Source organism: Paenibacillus sp. JJ1683 (assembly GCF_053006485.1).
The window spans coordinates 2,598,019-2,620,420 of the sequence record NZ_CM129820.1 but is presented as its reverse complement, the minus strand read 5'-3'; the positions used below and the strand labels follow the sequence as shown (position 1 = coordinate 2,620,420).

Below are 22,402 nucleotides of genomic sequence, written 5' to 3'. Positions count from 1 at the left end.
TCCTTTCTCGACTCTATTCGGCTTGAATGATTTAAATTTGTGCAGAAATAGGCACTCTATAAACCTAACATGTTCTAAATGTCAAATTCCCAAGAATCATGTCGAGTCCGTTAAAATATCAAAAAGTTACACATGCTAAAAAAGTCACCTCATCGTAAAGATACCCTCCACTTTACGATAAGATGACTAGAACTGAACTTGCAGCTTAGATCCTTCTTCCTAGCATCCTGTTATTTTATAGAGAATAGAGCAGCTCCATGAGGGGGTAAATCTGCGGACAGTTCCTGCACTATAACACCTAAATCCACATGGTTCCACAAGTCTCTGGCACTTGCCTGCCCTTCAATTCCAAGCTCCTGTAGGGATACACGGACTGTTGAAGCTTCATCTCCAACATTAAATAAAGCCGCATATACGTGACCTTCCTCATTGTGAGAAGTCCAAACGATATGTTCATCCTTTCTGTAGACCTGTCGCGCATTCACACCGTTGTGATGAACATCGAGCACTTCTTTGTTCGTCAGCAATGAAAGTGTCCATGCGTCATTATCACGCAGTTCTCCTCCGAACATCAGTGGAGACCGGAAAATGCTCCATAAGGTCATCATCGTCAGCTGCTCATCCTTCGTAAAGCGTGTCCAACGATCATGACTGCCGGAATCTACTGAATCTACCGAACGAATTCCCAGATGCCCCAGTGGCAACATGTCGCAATCCGGCCAGTGACCTGGACCTACATGTCCCGCCCATTTCTCGCAACGCTCGAACATACCATGCAGTAAAGGCCATACATCCCAGAAATCATCAGTCATACGCCACATATTCGCATTTGCGATTAAATCAGATGCATGTTCCAGCGGTGCGGGACCAGGCGATAGACTTAACGCCATCGGACGTCCGCATTGGGCGATAGCCCGCTTAATCAATTCGATTTCCGCCAAATGAATACCATAGAGACGTGATGCAGCAATGTCATCTACTTTGACAAAATCGACACCCCATTCCGCATACAGGTCAAACAAAGAATTATAATACTCCTGTGCGCCTTCCTTGGATGCATCTACCCCATACATATCTGTGTTCCAAGGACAAATAGAGTTAGGATGTGCAATTTGTCTGGCCGTAGCTGTAGTTCCCAAAATCGGGGTATCCTGATGAACCGCCTGTCTAGAGATGCCCCTCATAATATGTATCCCGAATTTCAATCCCAAACTATGCACATATTCTGCAAGAGCATGGAACCCACGACCGTCTGCTGCCGAAGGGAACCGATTCACCGCTGGAATCAGACGTGAAAATGAATCCATTTCCAATGGAACAAATGGTCGGTACTGTGAAGATACTGCTCCCGACTCATACCATTGAATATCCACCACTACATATTCCCATCCATACTCCTTCAGGTGCTCCGCTATATATTGAGCATTTCCCCGTACTTCCTCTTCCCTTACTGCTGCGCCATAGCAATCCCAGCTATTCCATCCCATAGGTGGTGTATGCGCTGTCAAAAGATGTTCCATTGAATTCATCCTTTCATCTGTTAGGCCTCAACCTGTTACCGCAAATCTCATCAACCCCACAATACCATTATAATGTAACCCCTTACTTTTGTCGCTCGTCATCTTTTCCATTTCCACTTTTTATACATTTATGTTGACTAACTTAAAGAATGTGGTACATTTAAACTTGCTTGTTAAAAAACTTTGACTTGAATCAGAGGGTGATTTTACATGTGTGAACATGCTTATCGAATTTTGTTGTTTTACAAATATGTCAATATTGAAGATCCTGCCACCTTTACGGCAGAGCATCTGGCTTACTGCAAAGAGCTGGGCGTCAAGGGAAGAATCTTGATTGCTGAGGAAGGAATCAACGGAACACTGTCCGGTACAGTAGAGCAAACGGAGCAGTATATCCGTGATTTGCGCGCCAATCCGAAATTCCACGATATCGTTATTAAAATAGATGAATCTGACGGTCATGCGTTCAAGAAAATATTTGTACGTCATCGCCAGGAACTGGTTACGCTACGTCATGAGGACGAGCTGGACCCTAATGTAATTAGCGGCAAGCGTCTGTCACCAAAGGAGTTTTATGAACAGCTTCAACATGAAGATGTCGTGGTTCTGGACGGTCGTAACGACTACGAATATGACATCGGTCATTTCCGCGGAGCCATTCGCCCCGAAGTTGAATCGTTCCGTGAATTTCCACAATGGATTCGCGATAATATGACTCAATTTAAGGATAAAAAAATCCTGACATACTGTACTGGAGGTATTCGTTGCGAAAAGCTGTCCGGTCTGCTGATTAAAGAAGGCTTTGACGATGTAGGCCAGTTGGATGGCGGCATTGTGACTTACAGCAAGGACCCTGAAGTACAAGGGCGTTTGTTTGACGGTAAATGCTATGTGTTTGACGAACGGATTTCGGTTCGGATTAACCATACGGGTGAAGACGTTATTGTCGGTCAATGCTATCACTGTGAAACGCCAAACGATCATTATATTAACTGCCCGGTCTGCAATCTCCAACATATCGTGTGTCCAGACTGCGAAGAACAGCATCAACACTATTGCTCTGACGAATGCCGAACCAAAACAAAAACCATGGCTTCTGCTTAAACCATTAGAATACTCGGTTTCACATAAAAGGGATGTTCCTACTAGCCGTTCAACATGGCTGTGGGCATCCCTTTTGTTGTTCTCAGAATAAGTGCGCTAAGCTTCATAGTATATACCTATAACCTTAATTGTTTATCCATCTTGGACGGGCTCAAAAGTAGCGCCTTATAATGGAAAATGTCATTACAGAAAGGATGGGTGGAATTCATGATTCAAATCGTACTTTCAACTCTTTTATCCGTTATCGTTCCGCTGTCCATTCCGGTGATTGCCGGATTTTTACTCGGCAAATTCATGAAGCTGGAAACAAAACCGCTCTCGACTTTGTACTTATATTTTTTAAGTCCTGCCATGATTCTGGACACACTGCTCAAAGCGCAGCTTTCCTGGCATGATGTGACACAGACAGCCGCTTTTTCATTACTTAACCTGCTGCTATTGTGGGGAATTGCACAATTAGCAGGGAAAATCTTTAGGCTGAGCGCACCGGAAACGGCTGGGCTCACCTTAATTTCCACACTGACCAATAGTGCAAATTATGGGTTGCCGCTCATTTTACTTGCCTTTGGGCAGCTTGGTCTGGATAAAGCCTCTGTATATGTCGTCATCCAAATGATTATGGTCAATACTATTGGCGTTTATTTTGCAGCCCGCTCTGAATTTTCTGTTCAAAGTGCCGTGAAGTCGGTATTTTTTCTCCCTGCAATTTATGCGGCTCTTCTCGCACTGGGACTTCGAGCACTGGATTGGCATCTGCCCTCCGGCATTCAATCGACCGTCTCAATGATTGCAGCTGCTTATTCTCCGGTTGTGCTGGCGATTCTGGGTACCCAAATGGCTTATGTGAAAATACTCAAGCTGGAGCCATCTATTAAAAAAGCCAGCTACGCAGGACTAACAATCCGACTTCTGCTTTCCCCGCTCGCGGCTTGTCTTGCCATGCTGATACTGGGAATTTCAGGTCTTTTGTTCTCCGTTCTCTTCATTCTGGCCTCGATGCCAGTGGCTGTGAATGCAGTCATTTTAGCCGAAAAATTTAATGCATCGCCAAAACTGGTCTCCACCTGCATCTTGTGGAGCACGCTTGCCTCATTCCTGGTTCTGCCCATTCTGATTATGCTGGTAGCAGGTTAGACAGATAAAAGGCTCTCTACACCATAGAGAGCCATGCACGATCCTGTCTCCAGTCTACTTGCACAGGTGTTTCAAAAAAAGTACTAAGCGTTTCACTGCTCAGGATATCAGTCGTTTTACCTTTGGCAAACACCGTACCCCGGCGAATCAGAATCGTATGTGTGTACATCGGTAAAATTTCTTCAATATGGTGTGTAACATACAATAAATTGGGAGAACCCGGCGTCTCGGACAGCTGACGAACGCTATCCAATAATGCTTCTCTAGAGAAAAAATCCAACCCGTTGCACGCCTCGTCCAAAATCAACAGCTTGGGCGAGGCCATTAACGCGCGAGCAATAAGCACTTTTTGCTTTTCTCCCTGTGAGCATCCCTGATACAACCGATCGACGAGATGAGCACAGCCCAGTTGGCTCATAAGCTGAACGGCCTGTTCATAATCTGTATCCGTCGTCTGGTCATACAGTCCAATGGAGGCAAATTTACCGCTGATGACGACATCCTGTGTACGCTGGCTTCCATTAATCCTTTCTTGTAAAGAGGAACTGACCCAACCAATAGATTTGCGCAATTCCCTCAGATCTACATCCCCAAAAGTATGACCCAATACACTGACACTACCTGTGGTTGGCCATATGTAGCCATTAATCATATTGAGCATCGTTGTTTTGCCTGATCCATTCAAGCCGAGTACAGCCCAATGCTCTCCCTCAGATACCTGCCAATTGATTTGATCCAGTATGGTACGGTTATCTCTCTTCCAGCTTACATTGTTAAGCTCAATGACAGAATTCATGGCTGTACATCCCTTCTATACATCGTATCATCAGATGTTTTTAGGCGTAATAATATATCACGTTTGCTACGTTAATCTTCACTTTCGTATAAGAATAGCACAGGGTTGCAGGTTGTTCAATTTTAAATTCACTATATTGCTTTCTACAAAACTAATAGAAATAGAATCAAGTTCAATAGCCCGCTTAGGCTAACTTGGAATAAGGTAGTCTAAGCGGGCATTTTAGTTGTTTTAAGATTTAAGATTTAAGATTTCGGAGCGATGAAGACCGATTTATGAGGTAGTTTATGCGCTATTTCTCGAGGAAGGCTCAGATTCGTTGCCAATACATCAACAGGGTTGCCAGCCATCCACTCACTCAAATCAATGGCCTCGTAATGACCACTGTTAAAACCAATCAAAATACGGCATACGTCCGATCCGGTATTTTTAATATAATGCCCGGCTCCCATAGGTACATACCCTACATCTCCGGCCTCAAACTGCTCTGTCACTGCATTCCCTTCTGCCAGAAATACAGTCATTTCTGCTTTGCCGTCCAAATAGTACTGCCATTCATCTGCATTGGGATGCCAGTGCATTTCTCGCAATCCGCCCGGCTCCAGTTCAATTACAGATCCGGCCATCGTCGAAGAAATAGGAAAATCTTCTACTGTAACGGTCCGTTGAGTCCCTCCACCCGGTGCCAATCTGGGCTGTTTGGCCATTAAAGGATAGCGGTGTTTAGTAATCAGATCAGAAGAAATGCGCGGATATGCATCATGAGATGCGATAGATGGGACAGGCCCTTTTGCAAAATAAGCTTCCTTCTTTGGCAAAAGAGCGAGCTCGTCGGCTGCAAATCCGAGATTCTGCATGACAACATCTGCGGGAGTCTGAGCGATAAAATCAGTAATGCTGAACGTATGGTCCTCCGAAAAATCACCATTATCGAAAATCAGGATAAAATGACACTCTCCAGGACCAAGACCTTGAATGGAGTGACCATAACCACGCGGGAAATACCATACATCACCAGGGTTAAAAATATCGACATAGGAAGTACCGTCTGGATGGTTAACAGTTGTCCGACAGGAACCGCTAATCACATAGGCCCATTCAGCTGCATTGGCATGCCAGTGAAGCTCGCGCATTCCACCCGGCTCCAGACGCATCGAAACCCCTGCTATTCCTTCTGATACAGGGAAATCATGGACTGAAGCCCCACGTGTGATACCCCCTGGCCCGGTTCTGGGTTCCTTTTTCTCCAAAGCATACTTAAATGATTTCATCGCGATTCCTCCTTAAAATCATTCTTCCCATATGTCTTTATTCACTTATTGATGCTGTGCAGGTATATTATATACTTTTAATGTTAAAGAGATCAAATTTGTCCATTTTTTTCATCAAACTATGTCCGAATCGCCCCCCTCGCGGTTAGGATTAGGGTAAATAGGCAAGAGAAAAAGGATGAATCATAAACAATTCATCCTTTTTTTGATTTAGTTTCTTTATTTGATTTAGTTTCTTTATTTGTATGATCAACTTTATTTGCATGTTTATCTTTATTCTTGTCGTTATTCTTCTTATCCTTGCTTGGGACTATAACTTTCTTTTTTTCATTAGCCAGTCGCCAATAGCTTATTACTTTTCGGTACATAGACTTATCTGTCAATTGGTTAAAAATATATGGGTCTGGCTTCGTGTTCACCTCAATGATCCACGGGATAAAGCGATGATCCAATCCAATGTCCACACCAATTTGCCGGAAATTCGGATATGTTTTTTGTAGTTGTGTGGCAATGGTAATCCCCAGTTCATTGAGCTTCTTAACCAGCTCAGCCTGCTTACTTTGCGATAAATGGGATTTCAGTAGCTGTTCCAAGGCCATCGGCTTACCACCACTATGATAATTGGTCACGATTTTACGGGGATGACCCAAGCGTCCAATAATTCCGGTAGATTCCCATGTCCCTTTTGCATTACGCTGCACCATGACCCGGATATCAAAATAACGATTTTGATGGCGCAGTAAATGAATTCCCTTTTGAATGAGATAACTTTTTTTACCCATGTGTTTCGATAGGCTGGTAATCAGTGCATCTAACTGTTTGAATTCCAGACGTTTTTCCTCATATTGGTAGGCGAAGCGCTGACCTGCCTCCTGTTCGATTTTCATCACACCTTTGCCAAAGGTACCTCGATCAGGCTTTACATAGACCATTCCATACTTCTCCAACATTGATTTCACAGTTATTTTGCTGTATTTACGGGTTTCAGGTACAAAAGGCTTGATACTGCCATGCTGGAGCAACAATTGGGTTTTATGCCATTTGCTACGCAACGCCTGCGCTTGTGAAGAATTCACTTGCCCCTCTCCTCTCTACTCTCAGGGTAGAACGCTCCTGTTAAAAAAGATCAATCTATCGTATGCGCCAAAACCCCATTCGAAGCTCCATTCGCCCTCTTCTACACAGAATTAGACAGTTGGCCTTGCCCGGTCGAAAGCGCCTGTCCAGGCATACAGTAATATGAGATACCGGTAGCGTATATTTACACATATAGGGAGTGAATAACATGTCTGCGCAATCCGATGGGCTACAGAAGGGTTCCCTCTCAATCGATGTTCTAATCCCCGCAATTGAAAAAGATCTGGCTACACTACCACTAGTAATTGACAGTCTGCGCCGTCACGTGCAGCACCGAATTGCAACCATCTATATCGTTTCACCGCAAAGCACCAAACTTCGCCGTCTATGTGCAAACAAAAAGTGTACATTTATAGACGAAAAAACGGTGTTGCCCATCACTAAAAAGCATATTCATTACGGAACAACGCGCTGGGATCGCTCAGGCTGGCTGTATCAGCAATTGCTCAAAATGAATGGCGACAAAATCAGTAAATCGTCTTTTTTTCTCGTCATAGATGCGGACACCATTTTGATTCGTCCACATACGTTCCGTAAAGACGGAAAAACAATTTTTTACTATCGCAGCTGGAGTCAACCTGAGTATTTTCGAACTTACCGTAAGCTGATGGGTGCTAAAGCTCCCTCACCAAAGTCCTTTGTCACTCACTATATGCTTTTTGAAAAAACACGGCTCACCCAGCTCAAGCAAGTTATTGAGGCCAAGCATGGGAAACCTTGGTACAACGCCATTATTCAAAGTATAGACCGGACAAAACAGTTTGGATTTTCCGAATATGAAACGTATGCCAACTATCTATACAGCAATCAGCCCTCTCGGATGATTTTGCGCAAGTCATTAAATAAAGCGCTTCATAGTCGTGCTTCTTCGCTGTCACAAAAACAATTGGATATCTATGCCCAAAGCTACCGCTCCTTATCTTTTCATCAACGCAAAGTGTACCAGCTAGCTCCACAAACAAGGATTCAATCTTCATTGAAATAGTTCCTAAAATAGAAAATCCCGCAATTGTTGATGCAATCTAATGGATTTGCATTGAAGGAGGAAACGTCTGTGCGCATCGTATTGTTATGCGGTGGTGCCGGAAAACGGCTATGGCCATTATCCAATGATATTCGGTCAAAGCTGTTTCTCCGGTTGTTGCCCGCTCCTGACGGGCAGCAGGAATCTATGCTCGGCCGGGTGTATCGTCAGCTTACCTTAGCCGGACTAGATTCCTCTGCCCTGCTTCTGGCTCATCGGAGTCAGGTAAATCTAGCCTTTCGCCATACAGAAGGTCGTCTGCCTGTTCTTGGCGAGCCGGCTAAACGGGGAACCTTCACAGCTGCTGCACTCGCTGCTGCTTATTTTCACACAAGAGGCATGGGGCTGGATGAAGTTCTCTGTATTGCTCCAGCAGATATGTTTGCAGGCGACGACTTCTTCCACAGCATAGCAGCGCTCTCCGGTCTATTGCTCGAGAGCGGAGCCGATCTAGCTATGCTTGGGACAAGGCCTACCCATGCCTCAGACCAATATGGCTATGTCGTTCCGGGTCTGCAAATGAGGCAGGAAGGGAAATCGGCTTATGCACAAGTTGCTCGCTTCACTGAAAAGCCGGATCTCTCTGGGGCGCAGCAGCTTATTAACCAAGGCGCACTGTGGAACTGCGGTATTTATGCTTTTACGTTACGATATATGCTGTCCTGTATGGAGCAAAGTCAATTGCCGCTGAACGATAAAGAACTGTGCGCAATGTATGATACCCTCCCGGTTCGCAGTTTCGATGAGGAGATTGCGGAGCGTACTGAACGGGCCGTTGTCCTGCCTTACGAGGGCGAATGGCACGACATCGGCAACTGGCAGACCTTAACAGAGCAGCTAGGAAGCCGAGTGATCGGGCGTGGACAAATCAGTGGTCAAACTCACGGCACACACATCGTCAATGAGCTGCCCTATCCACTTCATGTCATTGGTGTGGAGGATATTATTGCTGCTGCAAGCCTTGACGGTATTCTCATTGCATCCAAAAGCCATGCCCACGCGATCAAGGAACAGCTAGGCAAACTCCAACTTCACCCCATGCATGGTGAAACCTCTTGGGGCAGTTACCGGGTGCTGGACGAATTTGAGCACCGAAGTCCAAATGACATATTAGCTATACGACTGACGGTGTTGCCGGATCATCGCTTGAATGGACGTATTCACGGCAGCGGACTTAAAGTATGGACGATCGTATCCGGTCGGGGAGAGGTTATGCTGAACGGAGAACGCTTTGCTGCGGCAAGCGGCTCTGTATTTAGCATTCCGGTCGATACGTATCACACGATCCGCGCCGATCTGGATTCAAAACTGGAACTAATCGAGGTTCGCCTAGGTAACAGTTTGGTGAGCGCCTTCAATAAATCCGATTCCTGCAACACGGAGTTATAACATCTAAACAGATCGATTTCTGCACGAAGATCACACATCAAAAAAATCGCTCTTGAGCAAGGTGAGTAACATCCTTTGCTCATGAAGCGATTTTTTTTTGTAATATTACATCTCATAAGGAAACCGTTCTAACCTTGCCAGATAAATAAACCTTGTTGGCCTTAATCATCCCGGCCTCTCTTAAAAAGTGCTGCACGATCTTCATCTGATAGTGTATGCGTTCTTTCTGGGGCAGGCTCCACCCTGTTTCCACAGTTACCGCACGTGCCCCTAAAATACGGGCTGCAGCGGTACGAGAGGAACCTGGGAGCTCATGCAACCGCATGTTGAAATGGCGGTCTTTCACCTTGATCGAGCGATTCATTCGCTTAATAATCCGGCGCGTCGTGGGAATTATCGGGTTGCCCTTATTGGAGATCAGCGTTTGGCCAAGCACCTTGGCATCCTTTTGTGATAATCCATTCGCCTCATGCAAGTCAAGATACCAATCAGGGTGATGCTTTTGTAATAATTTGAATAGAGCAGTGGAAAGCGGTTGTGTTGCCGCCTGCTTTTTCCGGCGCGGAAAGGTTCGATTCAGATCCGGTTTTCCTCTAATCTGCTTGCGGTAAGCCTTTTGATTCACAATTGGCACAATAATAAGCTTGCCATGGCTGAATCTCAGCTTTTGCTCATTCAAAAGCTTTACCAGTTTCTCAGCCGCACGTATACTTGCTATTTCATTACCATGTATGCCTGCAACCACCATCGCACACGGGCCTTGTTGTCCCTCTATGGCTACATAATAAGGAGTCGCCCAAGAAGAGCCCTTTCCAAGCATATATCGTTTGACCTGCATCCCCTTCACCTCCGTATAGGCTTTCGGTGTCCTCTCTTCTGTTCTCGCCGACGAATGATTTCACGGTATAGTCTCAAGTAGTTGCTGGTCATCTGTTTGTTGGTAAATCTTTGGCTAACATACAATCGAAGCTGCGCGGGTGACGGGTAATTCTTTTGCTGTGCCTTTCGTGCCATTTGTCCAACTGATTTGCAAATCAACTGCGGAAAGCCTGATAGCACCTCGGGAACAGAGCCATTTTTTAGTGCCAGCACCGGTGTTCCACAAGCCATAGCCTCTACCATTACAAGTCCGAACGGTTCTTCCCACAGTGATGGAAACAACAGACACTCTGCATGTTTCAGAAGCTTCTGTTTCCGATCACCCCCAACTGGTCCCACATAGCGTATATTCGGATTGCGCTGAATTCGTGTCTGAATCTCTCGGCGAAAAAATACAGGGGCTTTGATGGGACCCGCAATAAGCAGTCTTTTTCCTGTTCGCTCTGCAACCTGAATGGCCTGCAATACACCTTTATCCGGTATAATTCTGCCCATGAACAGCAAGTAGCTGCGCTTCTCACTGCTGAACTCGTATTCATGCGTGTTGATGCCGTTATAGATATAAAATCCTTTGCCCCCGCCCATCAGCTGACGTGCTCGTTTACTGACATATACCGGGTTTTTACCGTGTCTTCTCACTGGAAGATGAACGGTACACAATGATGAGCAGGGCAGCTTCCTACGCGCTACAGCAGAACGAAAGGTATGGTCATGAATGATATGTGTGCCGGAAGGCATATGCCGAAGTACATATTGGGGGATCTGACTATGTTTCAAACCCTTGGGATAAGTAATCAACCGCGCGCTGCTCCTGCTCCCACGGGCGGCAAAAAGAGATACATGATGCCCTCGTCTCACTAATTCCTCTGTTAATTCATGCACGACCTTTTCTGTTCCGCCCTTGATGGAGGGAACAGGCTGTGCATCGGGATAGTTGGATATGACCTGCACAATGGTTAAAGGTCGGTTTTTGAATGCTTTGCTCTGCTTTGAAGCCATACGAATTCCCCTTCCTGACCGGAAATACGGTGTGATCTTTACGATGTCAACGGGAATCTGAGCATACTCCCGTGCAGGTTATAAATTGTAGTATATAGGTATGTATGTTTTGCATGATTGCTTGTGCCAATCGTCTGCAAGTCGCTTTTTGTCATACGAGCCTAGTCATAAGGGGGAGTTATTTAATTTGTCAAGCTAAAGTTAAGGAGAAAATTCTCATCGTTTTCTAATAAAGCAGTGCAAAACGTTGGGGTAACAGGATTGTAACCATGAGTGGTAAATTCCGGATATTTTATTTGTGTTATTGTCATTTCAGGACATCAACACAATACGAATAACGGAGGAAATTATATATGAAACGTACTTCTAAAAAATTGTGGATGGGTATTTGCTTTACGATGACTTTGGCACTGAGCGCTGGAAGCTTCGTTGTTGGACCAGACACCACTCATGCCGCTTCGACAAGTAAAGCTGATCGGATTATCTCAAAAGGCTCCCAGTATATGGGCGTCCGTTATGAACATGGAGCTCCAGCTGGCAGTACAAGCTCTTTTGATTGCTCTTCATTCACTCAGTATGTTTTTGCACAAAATGGAATCAAGCTTCCACGTTCGTCCAAACAGCAGTCAACTGTGGGCACTTATGTACCGCGTAGTCAGCTCAAAAAAGGCGATTTAGTCTTTTTCTATGCGCCAATTCATCATGTAGCCATTTACATGGGAGACGGGAAAATTCTGCATACGTTTGGTAAAGGCGGCGTAACGGTTACAGATCTAAATTCCGGATGGTGGAGCTCCCATTATACAACAGCACGTCGTGTCCTTTAGGATCATTTTGGGTGATCTCCCATCCACCGAATGCATAACTTACAAATAACATTAAAAAGGCTGTTCCTTTGAGTAGAGATGTCTACTGGAGGGACAGCCTTTCCTGTTGTTTTTGAGGCAGCGTAACGATGACATCCGTCCCTTCGCCTTCTGCGCTTTCCATGCGTATCGTACCCTGGTGAGCATCTGTTATTGCCTTGGCAATCGGTAACCCAAGCCCGGTTCCTCCGGTTTTACGATGTCTGGAGCTGTCTACTCGATAAAATCGTTCAAAGACACGCTTGATCTCGCTCTCAGGAATGCCAATTCCGTAATCCTTAACGCGGAGGTGGACATCTTTTTCATCTGTAGATAACCATATTTCGATTTCTTCCGAGCTATACTTTAACGCATTATCCAGCAAGATGACTAGTAACTGCTTGATTTTTGCAAGATTAGCATCCAGCCAAATTTCCTTCTCTTCTGTAAAAATAGAAATTTGGCGCTCATGTACAGGCTTGAGATGTGCTACCACCTGTTGACAACAACCGACTAGCTCTACCCGCTCATACGGTTCGGAATCTTGCTGCTGTGAGGAGGCCAATGTCAGCAATTGCTGCGTCATCGTACGCATTCGCTGAGTTTCTTCATAGATCGATTCAATCGATTCCTTACGTATGTCCTCGTCACGCGTACCCCACCGCCGCAGCATGTTGGCATAGCCCTCAATAATCATCAATGTCGTATTCAGTTCATGTGAGGCGTCGGAAACAAACTGCTGCTGGCTCTGAAAGCTTTCTTCCAATCTCTCCATCATTCGATTAAAAGTAGCGGTCATTTGGGATAATTCATCTTGATTAGGACTGCCAGCAGGAATTTTTTTGAATTTCAAGCTTCTTTCGATTTCCTGCATCGTTTGAATACTACTGGCAATGGGCAGCAATATCGCATTTGCCAAAATCGTGCTGCCCACCAGACTGAGCAACATAGCTCCAACAGTCGATGTGATAAGAATTGTATTTAAGATATCGAGATTGTTTTCGAGCGCATCCCATTTTTCTACGATCTCCAGTGTCCCCTTTTGACTACCTTCTGGTGAAAGCACTGGAAGATGGATAATCAGGATTTTATGATCCTGTAGATCCGTTAGTTGAGAGCTTTGAGAAAGGTTAAAATGTATATCGTTCAGCTTAAAGCGGGACTGACGGCTTACTTCATACAAAAGACGAGATTGCTGATCAAATACCCTCAGAATGGTATCCGCAGAAAGTTCATCTTTCAGCTTGGACCCCCAAACATTTTTCAGAATCATCGTGGCTCCTGTTTCGGCAATGATTTCGGTCCATTTATTTTGTAGCACTTCTCTTTCATTACGAGTAGCAATTTTGACAAATAATAGATGAACCGTGACGTCCACAAACAGGAGAATCGTCATCACTAAAATAGAACTAAGCAGGGTAATTTTGGTCCGCAGCTTCAATGCTCTTCCTCCCGGATACAGTACCCAACACCGCGAACGGTTTTAATCAGTTTCTTTTTGTATCCATGATCAATTTTTTTGCGAACATACCGGATATATACATCTACCACATTCGTATCACCGACAAAATCAAACCCCCACACATCCTGAATCATTTGATCCCGATGCAATACCTGATTTTTGTGCTCCATCAGATAGAGAAGCAGATCAAATTCTTTGGGCGTAAGTTCGATACGTTTTCCTTCCCTTACCACGGACCGCGTCTTGGGTTCCAACACCAGGCTATCGACTTGAAGTTTGGACTGCTGCTTTTCCTCTTTTTGCGAAGTAGTAGCTGCCGGCTCCAACTGATTCCTCATACTGGCCCGCATCCGCGCTAATAATTCCTCAATTTCAAAGGGCTTTGTAATGTAATCATTAGCTCCTTCATCCAGACCTGAAACTTTTTCAGGAGTCGTGTTACGTGCAGTGACCATAATTACCGGGGTATGATTGTCCACTTTTCGAATCTGCTTCAGCACCTCGACACCGTTCATCTCGGGCAGCATCACATCCAGTATGATAATATCCCATGTAAGGGATAGTGCTTTTTCCAATCCTTCTTTTCCCGTCTGTGCAATTTCAACTGCATATCCTTCGTGGGATAACTCCAGTTGAAGCAATCTGGATATCTTCGCTTCATCATCAATGACCAGCACCGATTTTTCCATTGCAAAACCACCTATTTTTTATAGAGAAAACTAATAAGCAATGCACATACCATTCATTTTTTATTTGATTTTAAGCTTTTATCCGTATAGTCGCTCTATAATATAACTTTGTAATTTAATTTTTTGAGGTTAAGGAGTAATTTATTCATGCTAATTAATGTAGACTTTGCTTTGTTTCACTGGATCAATGAATTGGCTAATCACCTCGCCTTTTTGAATGGAACTATGCGTTTCTTGGCGCAATATGCACCGTATTTATTTGGAGTGGCTTTACTGCTATACTGGTTCACCTTTAAAATGCCGCATCGGATGATGGTTTTAGAAGCCGTTATAACGGTTTGTATCGGTTTTACAATTAGCTGGTGTCTTGGACATTTGTTTTACAGAGATCGGCCTTTTGTCGGACACTCTGTCATTCAGCTGATTCATCATGATCCCAATGCTTCATTTCCGAGTAACCATGCACTTGGAGCTTTTGCTCTGGCAGCAATTCTATGGCTTCATCATCAAAAATATCGTGTCCTCTGGATTGTCTTGGCTGTGCTTATTGCGATATCCCGCGTATGGACCGGTGTGCATTATCCTTCAGATATTTTGGCAGGAGCGCTCATTGGGGCAGGCTGCGCAGTTGGTGTTCACAAATTCATTCGCAGTCGGAAGCTTCCAGGCATCTTTATCCAAGCAGCTATTATTTTTTATGAAAAATGGGAGCAGAAGCTAGGAATAAAGCCTGTAGAACAGACGAGAACAAAGATGACCCAATCTACTTCCTCTGTGCAAATAAAAAGCAGACGCTAATGCGTCTGCTTTTTTTAACCTCATGATTTATGCACTCATTATGCAGTCGATTTGGTACGAAGTGGTAGCATTCGTTCTTCATACCGCTGGTAGAACCAAATGCAAGCTGCCATCCAGCAACCACTCATGAAATAGCCACCCACAACGTCACTCGGATAATGAACACCCAAATAAATGCGGCTTGTCCCGATCGTTACAATTAGTAGGCTACTGAGCACAACAAGAAGGATACGACCTATCCTGGAAGGAACGTGCTTCCACAATAAAAACGTCAGCGCCGCATACATACTGAAAGCGGTCATGGAATGTCCGCTTGGAAAGCTATATCCATTCGCTTCGATAATACGGTTGATTTCAGGCCTCGCACGCCGAAATAGCATTTTTAGTACCGTATTCAACAGCACTGATCCCAGCACAGCAACCGCTAAAAAAAGCAATTCTCGTCGGTGTCCCAATACACTATAGAGCACGAACATGGCAATTAAAATGATGATTACCACTGGAAGCCCGCTGCCGATAATAGTGAAACATTTCATAAGACGTGTCATGAAAGGCGATTCCAGTTGTCCAATAGCCGTAATGATCTTGTGGTCAAAATGCCGTACTTGCTGGTCGCTAACCCATAATGCGATTAAGCCAAAACCAAGGGCACATACTATACATGTAAGTAGAGCCACGGAAATCGGTAGCTTTGTATATATTTGCTTCATTTTTTAGAGGTCCTCCATGAAATTCATCCCGTGATCAAACAAAATGCAGCATTCACATCGTCCATGTATTTACTTTACCCACTTTTCTTGTATCATTTCATAAAAAGATTAGCTTTTAGAATAAAGCATGGTTAGCTTTTTGGCAAAAGAACGAGGAGTCATCCTGTGATATGAAATCAATTCCCCATTACAGATCACGTGAAATACGCCGTACGGTGTCGGAGACAGTTCCATGAGTAGTGAACGATCTCGTATATCAATAATCTCGGGTTGTATCCCCACAGTCTCAGCTGCTTCAATCACATTGTGCGTGGCTATTTCCAGATAAGGGCATTGATGAGTTCGTAAAATGGTTAAGCCTTCACTAAAATGATCCAGACGTTGAACCCAATTATTAGGGAAATAAGGATCTGAATGCTCTTGATTAAACTTATAAACATACAACTGAAAAGAATATGGAGCATCCTCCACATGCCGAAATCCGTTTTTCAGAAAAATTTCGGGACCTGGCGCCCAGGAGGTATCTATATTTGTAACGACTGCCACTCCCTTCTTCCCCAACGTAATAGCATCTTGAATGCAGCGTTGAATAAGCTGTGAGCCTAATCCCAAGCCGGTTACAGCAATCCAGATACAATGAATCACTAGATATCCATCCGCATGAACAGCTCTCCATGCTTGTTCACCCGATGCATACTCTATAAATCCTGCTGGTTTATTGTCTTTTCTCAATTGTATGTAAGTCAAATTTTGAGTAAATTCTTTTTCTGTCCAATTCATTTTTTGTACATATCCCGGTGCTTTTTGCATGCTTCTCATGCAAAAACAGCCGTCTTCCCTTATTTGATTTTCATACCATTCAATGGTTGTTGTTGAATTTTCCATTTAGTCTCTCCTAACTTTATGAATATTGATATAAGGATTTCATAATGATTACAAAACCGCAAGCGAAATATAGTGAAAAAAACAGCAAAAAAAAGACACCACTCAAGCCTTATTGGCTCGAATGGCATCTGTCATTGCATGTGAGACACTGCTAACACAATTCTATGTCAAACAAATAGCATCTTCTTATTAGGTTGGCGTGACTTCACCAAGTTTAATCTTATTCTCTGCTTCTTCAATTGGATAGCGTTTGCGGAACCACAGCGATTGAAGCAGCAAAAAGGTGCCGCTTACGGTCCAATATAAAGGCATGGCCGCAGGAGCGTTGAAGGAAAAGACCGCCATCATAATCGGTGAAAGATAACCCATAATAGCAAATTGCTTGCGCTGGTCAGCCGTCATCTGTTGCTGAGAAAGCTTAGCCTGTGCCAAGTATACAACTGCGACGACAATTGCCAGAATCCAGTCCGGCTGTCCGAGCCGGAACCATAAGAATGAATGTGACGCCAACTCCGGCGTGAGTCGGATGGCAGTATACATACCGCTTAAAATCGGGAGCTGAATGAGAATAGGCAGACAACCGATATTGAGCGGATTGAATTGATGTTCTTTGTACAGCGCCATCATTTCCTGCTGCATACTCTGCTGGCTGGTGGTATCTTTTTTATTCTCATACTTCTTTTTAATTCGGTCCAAGTCGGGCTGCATAGCGCTCATCTTGCGCTTCATACCCTGCTGGGCACGCGTTTGACGCATCATTAGCGGCAATAAGGCCAGACGGACAATGAATGTCAAAGTCATGATCGCCAGCCCAAAACTTCCACCAAACCATTCCGCCAAATGCTGAATGAGCCAAGAAAGTGGGAATACCACGTAATGATTAAAAAAACCAGGTGTCTGTGCATTAATCTCCGCAGCATTCGCACCACAACCAGACAGCAGCATGACCACCGCCAACGCTACGATTAAACCCAATATCCGTTCTTGTTTACCCCAAAAAGTGAATCCCTTGAATCGCTTCATATGTTCCTCCTCGTTGATTGGCTGTGCCATTTTTCAACAAGGGGGAACAATCGGAAGCATCTTCATCTGGCGCTTCCTTCCGCCGAATGTGACGTGCTAGCCGGACAGGCATGTCCTGTCCGCGGGCAGACATCGGCATCAGCGGAGAAGCATGCGAGCGAACGGGGCCGCCTTCGACCCAGCATTCAGCTACGCTGCCGTGCAAATGAGCAAGATACGTATAAGTCACAGTGCACAGCAATCCGATCGTAAGCAAATAGGGGAGTAAGTCCTGAAGCTCAAACAAGGGATTCACCTCCTTCGGTATGTTGCTACAATTATAGCACGAAACCGGACAATCGACTAATCTTTAAATAGAGATAGAGATCGGATTACACAAGAAAGTACGCTCTACGTAACGGTAAAACTTAACGTATAGCAAGCATACGATTCAGTGCCTGTACAGCGTCCTGTCTGATCTGAGCATCCACACGAATTACGCCTACAGGCTCTCTCCGATCAATCTGTTCCATTGCCCACAGCAAATGCGGAAGATCGATCCGGTTCATGGTCAGACAAGGACACATATCGGGATTGAGCGATTCAATCTGCTGTTCAGGGTGCTGTTGTCTAATTCGTTGCACGAGATTCATCTCTGTGCCAACGGCCCAACGGGTTCCCGGCTCTGCCGCACGGATCGTATCGATGATGAATTTGGTGGAGCCAGCACAATCTGCGAGTTGTACAACCTCATAAGAGCATTCGGGATGAACGATGACTCGGATATTTTTATCGCGTTCACGGACGTTGCGAATATGATCTACCGTAAATTTTTCATGAACTGAACAATGCCCTTTCCATAAAACGATTTTTACGGTTGCCGGGTTTCGTTCAGTCTCCAACTGATCGGTCATAGGATTCCATACAGCCATTTCATCCAGCGGAATTCCAAGATCATGGGCTGTATTGCGTCCCAAATGTTGATCCGGCAAAAATAAAATACGTTCCTTTTGTTTCAGTGCCCAGTCTAGCACCTGCTTGGCATTCGAAGAAGTCACTGTAGCCCCGCCATGCCGTCCTACAAAGGCTTTAATCTCTGCTGTGGAATTTACATATGTTAACGGAATGATCGTATCACCAACCAACTCCTGCAAATGCTTCCACGCTCGTTCCGTCTGCTCCATATTCGCCATATCTGCCATTGAGCAGCCTGCGCGCATATCCGGCAGAACAACGGTTTGCCGGTCGGTAGTCAGCATATCCGCTGTCTCCGCCATAAAATGAACCCCGCAGAACACAATAAACTCCGCTTCCTGATTTTGTGCCGCCATTTGAGCGAGCTGTAGAGAATCTCCTGTTATATCAGCAAATTGGATAACCTCGTCTTTCTGATAGTGATGGCCCGGAATGAGCAGCTTTGAGCCCCATTTTTGTTTCAGCTCGGCTACGCGTTGCTCCATGTCAGCAACCGTCAGTGTTTTATAATGCTCTGGCATAAGTCCACGATTTCCTTGTAAAACGTCTAGCATAGACATTAGATTCCCTCCATATCGTTGCGGCTGACTGTCCCTCGCTCACGAATAGATAACCGCTATGTGTACAAAACATATTTACATGTGTCTTGACACCTATATTTACACATGCCTACAATAATCTCAAGAGTTTTTGGAATGGAATTATTTTTAAGTGGGGAGGATTTGCTGTGATTTACCTGGACTACGCCGCTTCCACACCCATGTGTGACGAAGCTTTGCATATATATAGCGTAATGAATAAGGAAATGTTCGGAAATGCCAGCAGCCTCCATGATGCAGGCGGTCAAGCAGCCTACACACTAGATTACAGCAGGCAACGAATGGCAAAAATGATTGGCGGGCAAAAGGAAGGCATCTATTTTACATCAGGGGGCACAGAATCCAATATGGTGGTCGTGCAATCAATCCTGAACGGGCTGCCGCCAGACAAAAAGCATTGGATTATGAGCGCTTTGGAACATCACTCGATGTACAATCTTGCTACTTTGCTAGAACATCAGGGCTATGAGCTAACTATTATACAACCGGATCAGGAAGGACGAATAACCCGTGAAGTTCTTGTACCCCATCTCAGAGACAACACCGGGCTTGTATCGATACAACACGCCAATTCGGAGACAGGGCTGATTCAGGATCTTGCTGCCTTGTCTCCCCTGCTCCACGAACGTGGTATTATGTTGCACAGTGATGCGGTACAAACATTTGGGAATGTTCACATAGATGTAGAAGCTATGGGAGTGGATGCACTCTCTATATCAAGCCATAAAGTATATGGCCCCAAAGGTGTCGGTGCTGCATATCTCAGACCCGGAACCCCATGGCGTCCGGTGTATCCTGATACACTGCATGAAAACGGATTTCGTCCTGGTACAGTTAATGTTCCTGGGATTGCAGCCTTTGTCACAGCGGCAGAAATGATGACGGAACAGATGGAGATGCATCAGGAGCGATATGCTACCCTGCGAAGATATTTTATTACGAAAATTCAGGAAAGATCCATTCCATTACGTTGGGTCGTAGAGGAAAGCGAAAAAAAAGCAGTGCTTCATCATATTGTAGGATGTTTTTTTCACGGTTACGAGGGACAATATGTTATGCTGGAATGTAATCGCAGCGGTGTCTGTATATCTACCGGAAGCGCATGTGCCGCCGGACATCACAATCCTTCACCTGCCTTACAGGCACTTGGAGCATCTGAACGTGAAGCCTTACAATTTATCCGTATTTCTTTCGGCAGGACAACCACCATCGAGGAATTGAATGTACTGGTAGATATTTTGACAGACCTGACGCATCGACAAGAAAGGAGCTTATCCCGTTGACTGAATCTTTAAAACGGTCAGGTACGGATCGCCGCGAACAGCTGCTATTGTGGCTCAAAAGCGAGTCACCGCTGACCGGGAGCGAGCTGGCACGCAGGTCCTCCGTTTCCAGACAAGTAATTGTACAAGATATTTCCCTGTTAAAAGCAAGCCAAGAGCCTATACTTGCAACGAGTCAAGGATACATTTATATGGAACCTGCGGCTCAAGCCGCTCCCTTAGCCTCTCGTATTATTGTGTGTAATCACCGACCTGAACAAACAGAAGAAGAATTAAAGCTAATTGTAGACTACGGTGTCAGTGTGCAGGATGTTATAGTTGAGCATCCAGTATATGGAGATCTGACTGCTCCAATACGGGTCGGAACTCGCAAAGAAGTGGACGATTTTATACGTAAGATCAGCTCCACCCAAGCCACGTATTTGTCCCAGCTGACCGGAGGCATCCACCTGCATACCTTGCATGCTTCGGATGAAGATAAAATTAATGATGCCTGTGCTGCATTGGAGCAAGCCGGCTTCCTAATGACAGATTGATCTTAATACGATAGCAAAGCAATAAAAATCCTTTCCAGTTTGTGGAGTGCAAATGCACTCCGCAGGGATGGTATGTAAATAGCGAGAAATGAAAAATCCCGGCCCCCTTATAAAGGGAATCGGGAATGGACTAAGCGAGCTTAATTTCTAGCAACTCATATTTGATTACAGCCATAGGTGCATCGACATGAATGATACTGCCCACTTCTTTCCCCAAAAGTGCCTTACCTAAAGGACTCTCATAGGAAATTTTGTTGTCCAGAACATCTGCCTCCGCAGGACTTACAACTTTGTATTCCACCTTCTCCGAAAATTCGATGTCATTCAGAATAACAGTAGAACCGATACTGACCGTTTTAAGATCCAGATTACTTTCATCCACTATCCGAGCTTTGGTCAACATTTTTTCCAAGACCATGATTCGTGTTTCCATAAACGCCTGATCGTCCTTGGCTGAGTGATATTCACTATTTTCCTTCAGATCTCCATAGCTGATGGCCAACTTGAGGCGTTCGGCTAGCTCCTTGCGTTTTACTGTCTTCAGTTCCTTGAGCTCTTCCTCCAGCTTGGCTAATCCCTCTTTAGTTAACAATACTTCTTCATTCGACATGGTCTTATTTCAACTCCTATTTCAGCACTTTGCATAATTCAAGTTCAATACTCGAAGGTACAATATATACGAGCTAAACCGTTAGGGTCCATCTATTGCTAATTGGATAAAGCTCCTGGAATTGATGCAAAATGCTCATTTAGCTTGCTTTATTGTAGTTTACTCTAAATTGGACCAACATGCGAAAAGAAATTCAGGAAATAGCAATCAGCTACCTTCGACCACTGTGATCCATATGGTAACCAAAGCTTTCTTGTTCGCATATCGTATGATCATAACGTATTTTAATGAGCACGTGCAGTGCCACTGCCCTTGTCCCAAATTTCATGCAAATCAGGCAGGAGCAGTGTATGGCGGGAGGAAGGATTCAATGGCTTCCTTAGGAAAGAATGGCAATGGGAACGGGAATCGCAAATCCAAATCCCCCCCTAACGGTCAAAAGAAAAATGGATTAAACAGTAATTCGGCTATCTTTTCAGCACTTCAAGGAAAAAATGTAGAGGTCCTAGTCGCAGCCCTCCTACTAACAGGAAAACTAAACGTCGATTCCGTGACTTTATACAGACAAGCAACATTATTTTTAGGACTCACAGGAAAATACAAAACATTAGCATCTGCCCCTACTAATGTCGATAATATGGTGAAATTTTTAAATGATAACGGCAATATGACGTTGGATCAGGTGATACAAGCCTTTTCGCAGAAAATAAATAATTAACAGGTGGCGAAAGGAGATAGTTGTGGTGAGTGAGTTT

23 protein-coding genes are annotated in these 22,402 nt (G+C 44.6%); 9 read left to right on the top strand and 14 right to left on the bottom strand.

Features of this window, described 5'->3' with window-relative positions; all coding sequences use genetic code 11:
• Nucleotides 1–230 precede the first annotated feature (230 nt).
• A complete protein-coding gene (locus tag ACUC6J_RS11360) occupies nt 231–1,520 on the bottom strand; it encodes a glycoside hydrolase family 27 protein (RefSeq protein WP_447250214.1) in 1,290 nt (429 codons plus the stop codon).
• 210 nt (nt 1,521–1,730) lie between these two features.
• Between ACUC6J_RS11360 and trhO the strand changes: the two genes are divergently transcribed.
• Nucleotides 1,731–2,624 carry an oxygen-dependent tRNA uridine(34) hydroxylase TrhO gene (gene trhO, locus ACUC6J_RS11355; protein ID WP_447250213.1) on the top strand — a complete coding sequence of 298 codons (894 nt, stop codon included), beginning with the start codon at nt 1,731–1,733 and terminating at the stop codon, nt 2,622–2,624.
• A 207-nt stretch (nt 2,625–2,831) separates the two neighbouring features.
• The gene (locus tag ACUC6J_RS11350; protein WP_447250212.1) at nt 2,832–3,758 is read left to right on the top strand and encodes an AEC family transporter; all 927 of its coding nucleotides are present in this window, start codon (nt 2,832–2,834) and stop codon (nt 3,756–3,758) included.
• Between the two features lie 16 nt (nt 3,759–3,774).
• Here ACUC6J_RS11350 and ACUC6J_RS11345 read toward each other — a convergent pair whose 3' ends face one another.
• From ACUC6J_RS11345 to ACUC6J_RS11335, 3 genes are all read right to left on the bottom strand, one after another.
• A complete protein-coding gene (locus ACUC6J_RS11345; protein WP_025364788.1) occupies nt 3,775–4,554 on the bottom strand; it encodes an ABC transporter ATP-binding protein in 780 nt (259 codons plus the stop codon).
• A gap of 245 nt (nt 4,555–4,799) precedes the next feature.
• Nucleotides 4,800–5,825 (bottom strand): cupin domain-containing protein, encoded by a 1,026-nt coding sequence (locus tag ACUC6J_RS11340; RefSeq protein ID WP_447250211.1) that lies wholly within the window; start codon nt 5,823–5,825, stop codon nt 4,800–4,802.
• A gap of 194 nt (nt 5,826–6,019) precedes the next feature.
• Entirely contained in the window at nt 6,020–6,901 is an 882-nt protein-coding gene (locus tag ACUC6J_RS11335) for a YheC/YheD family protein (protein ID WP_447250210.1), read from the bottom strand.
• 209 nt (nt 6,902–7,110) lie between these two features.
• Here ACUC6J_RS11335 and ACUC6J_RS11330 point away from each other — a divergent pair, with 209 nt between their 5' ends.
• Nucleotides 7,111–7,947, top strand: coding sequence for a DUF6492 family protein (locus ACUC6J_RS11330; protein WP_016818958.1), 837 nt, complete (start codon nt 7,111–7,113; stop codon nt 7,945–7,947).
• 69 nt (nt 7,948–8,016) lie between these two features.
• Nucleotides 8,017–9,375 carry a sugar phosphate nucleotidyltransferase gene (locus tag ACUC6J_RS11325; RefSeq protein ID WP_447250209.1) on the top strand — a complete coding sequence of 453 codons (1,359 nt, stop codon included), beginning with the start codon at nt 8,017–8,019 and terminating at the stop codon, nt 9,373–9,375.
• A gap of 112 nt (nt 9,376–9,487) precedes the next feature.
• Here ACUC6J_RS11325 and ACUC6J_RS11320 read toward each other — a convergent pair whose 3' ends face one another.
• Nucleotides 9,488–10,213, bottom strand: coding sequence for a succinylglutamate desuccinylase/aspartoacylase family protein (locus ACUC6J_RS11320; protein ID WP_016818956.1), 726 nt, complete (start codon nt 10,211–10,213; stop codon nt 9,488–9,490).
• 5 nt (nt 10,214–10,218) lie between these two features.
• Nucleotides 10,219–11,253 (bottom strand): glycosyltransferase, encoded by a 1,035-nt coding sequence (locus ACUC6J_RS11315; RefSeq protein ID WP_017428498.1) that lies wholly within the window; start codon nt 11,251–11,253, stop codon nt 10,219–10,221.
• Nucleotides 11,254–11,606: 353 nt separating this feature from the next.
• Between ACUC6J_RS11315 and ACUC6J_RS11310 the strand changes: the two genes are divergently transcribed.
• Entirely contained in the window at nt 11,607–12,080 is a 474-nt protein-coding gene (locus ACUC6J_RS11310; protein ID WP_017428497.1) for a C40 family peptidase, read from the top strand.
• 82 nt (nt 12,081–12,162) lie between these two features.
• Here the strand turns inward: ACUC6J_RS11310 and ACUC6J_RS11305 are convergent, their stop codons facing one another.
• A complete protein-coding gene (locus tag ACUC6J_RS11305; RefSeq protein ID WP_025364781.1) occupies nt 12,163–13,539 on the bottom strand; it encodes a sensor histidine kinase in 1,377 nt (458 codons plus the stop codon).
• The gene (locus ACUC6J_RS11300; RefSeq protein WP_025364780.1) at nt 13,536–14,249 is read right to left on the bottom strand and encodes a response regulator transcription factor; all 714 of its coding nucleotides are present in this window, start codon (nt 14,247–14,249) and stop codon (nt 13,536–13,538) included. Before ACUC6J_RS11300 ends, ACUC6J_RS11305 begins: the two co-directional genes overlap by 4 nt.
• A 147-nt stretch (nt 14,250–14,396) precedes the next feature.
• On the opposite strand from ACUC6J_RS11300, the gene ACUC6J_RS11295 reads away from it, so the two are divergent.
• Nucleotides 14,397–15,047, top strand: coding sequence for an undecaprenyl-diphosphatase (locus ACUC6J_RS11295; protein ID WP_025364779.1), 651 nt, complete (start codon nt 14,397–14,399; stop codon nt 15,045–15,047).
• A 38-nt stretch (nt 15,048–15,085) separates the two neighbouring features.
• On the opposite strand, the gene ACUC6J_RS11290 is transcribed toward ACUC6J_RS11295, so the two are convergent.
• From ACUC6J_RS11290 to nadA, 5 genes are all read right to left on the bottom strand, one after another.
• Nucleotides 15,086–15,757: a phosphatase PAP2 family protein gene (locus ACUC6J_RS11290; RefSeq protein WP_016818950.1), complete on the bottom strand. Its 672-nt coding sequence runs from the start codon at nt 15,755–15,757 to the stop codon at nt 15,086–15,088.
• 108 nt (nt 15,758–15,865) lie between these two features.
• Nucleotides 15,866–16,642 (bottom strand): GNAT family N-acetyltransferase, encoded by a 777-nt coding sequence (locus ACUC6J_RS11285; protein WP_025364778.1) that lies wholly within the window; start codon nt 16,640–16,642, stop codon nt 15,866–15,868.
• Between the two features lie 189 nt (nt 16,643–16,831).
• Nucleotides 16,832–17,665 carry a membrane protein insertase YidC gene (gene yidC, locus ACUC6J_RS11280; protein ID WP_016818947.1) on the bottom strand — a complete coding sequence of 278 codons (834 nt, stop codon included), beginning with the start codon at nt 17,663–17,665 and terminating at the stop codon, nt 16,832–16,834.
• The gene (locus tag ACUC6J_RS11275; RefSeq protein ID WP_225164879.1) at nt 17,631–17,960 is read right to left on the bottom strand and encodes a hypothetical protein; all 330 of its coding nucleotides are present in this window, start codon (nt 17,958–17,960) and stop codon (nt 17,631–17,633) included. Before ACUC6J_RS11275 ends, yidC begins: the two co-directional genes overlap by 35 nt.
• A 112-nt stretch (nt 17,961–18,072) precedes the next feature.
• Nucleotides 18,073–19,179 carry a quinolinate synthase NadA gene (nadA, locus tag ACUC6J_RS11270; protein ID WP_025364776.1) on the bottom strand — a complete coding sequence of 369 codons (1,107 nt, stop codon included), beginning with the start codon at nt 19,177–19,179 and terminating at the stop codon, nt 18,073–18,075.
• Between the two features lie 167 nt (nt 19,180–19,346).
• On the opposite strand from nadA, the gene ACUC6J_RS11265 reads away from it, so the two are divergent.
• Nucleotides 19,347–20,501 (top strand): IscS subfamily cysteine desulfurase, encoded by a 1,155-nt coding sequence (locus ACUC6J_RS11265; protein ID WP_025364775.1) that lies wholly within the window; start codon nt 19,347–19,349, stop codon nt 20,499–20,501.
• Complete coding sequence (locus tag ACUC6J_RS11260) at nt 20,498–21,037, top strand: transcription repressor NadR (protein WP_016818943.1); 540 nt, start codon at nt 20,498–20,500, stop codon at nt 21,035–21,037. The genes ACUC6J_RS11265 and ACUC6J_RS11260 overlap by 4 nt, the downstream gene beginning before the upstream one ends.
• Before the next feature lie 130 nt (nt 21,038–21,167).
• On the opposite strand, the gene greA is transcribed toward ACUC6J_RS11260, so the two are convergent.
• Nucleotides 21,168–21,647, bottom strand: a complete 480-nt coding sequence (gene greA, locus ACUC6J_RS11255) for a transcription elongation factor GreA (RefSeq protein WP_016818942.1) — start codon at nt 21,645–21,647, stop codon at nt 21,168–21,170.
• 370 nt (nt 21,648–22,017) lie between these two features.
• Between greA and ACUC6J_RS11250 the strand changes: the two genes are divergently transcribed.
• A complete protein-coding gene (locus ACUC6J_RS11250) occupies nt 22,018–22,365 on the top strand; it encodes a hypothetical protein (RefSeq protein WP_016818941.1) in 348 nt (115 codons plus the stop codon).
• Nucleotides 22,366–22,402 lie beyond the last annotated feature (37 nt).